Annotated in this window: 1 pseudogene; it reads right to left on the bottom strand. The window is 66.0% G+C overall.

What is annotated here, in order from left to right:
* Positions 1–565: pseudogene (locus tag AB4Z35_RS30075) on the bottom strand (protein kinase); the annotation flags it as partial.

Genomic DNA, 565 nt, shown 5'->3' with positions numbered 1-565 from the left:
CTTGCAGTTCCCGGTGATGGTCGGCCAGGATGTCCAGATGCGACTGCTGGTCGCCGGCCGGGAGCGCATCGCAGAGGCCCGCCCGGGCCAGCGCGCCATAGAAGTAGTACTCGGCTTCCTCGAGGAACGAGTACGAGGACCAGAGCAGCGCCTTGGCATGGGCGGCGGCATCCATGGCTGCCGCAAGGTCGCCGGCAAAATACCGCGCCTGCAGTTTCCGGATCCAGTACCAGCAGGCGAATACCGGCGACGCGAGCGAAAGGCCCGGTTCGACGAGGCTTTCGCTGAAGTGTTCGCCATCCAGATAGCCGAACGTCGGGGTGATGCCGCGCAGCATGCGGATCAGCGCCAGCTGGTTCTCGCTGAAGCCGATGGCAATCCCGAACCGCACCTGCCGGGCATACGCCACGCCACGTTCCGCTTCGTCCTGTAGTGCGGGCAGCGGCTCGCCGGCGAACAGCAGGTTCGATACCAGGTTGTTGCGCGTGAACGCGCCGGACGGCACATCGCCGACCCGGTGTGCCGCATCGAAGGCACGCTGAAGTTGCTCGCCACACGTGCGCAC

Source organism: Pseudomonas sp. KB_15, from assembly GCF_052114525.1.
Classification (GTDB): Bacteria; Pseudomonadota; Gammaproteobacteria; order Pseudomonadales; family Pseudomonadaceae; genus Aquipseudomonas.
Note: the sequence above shows the minus strand (reverse complement) of the source record. Positions and strands in the feature narration are given on the sequence as shown.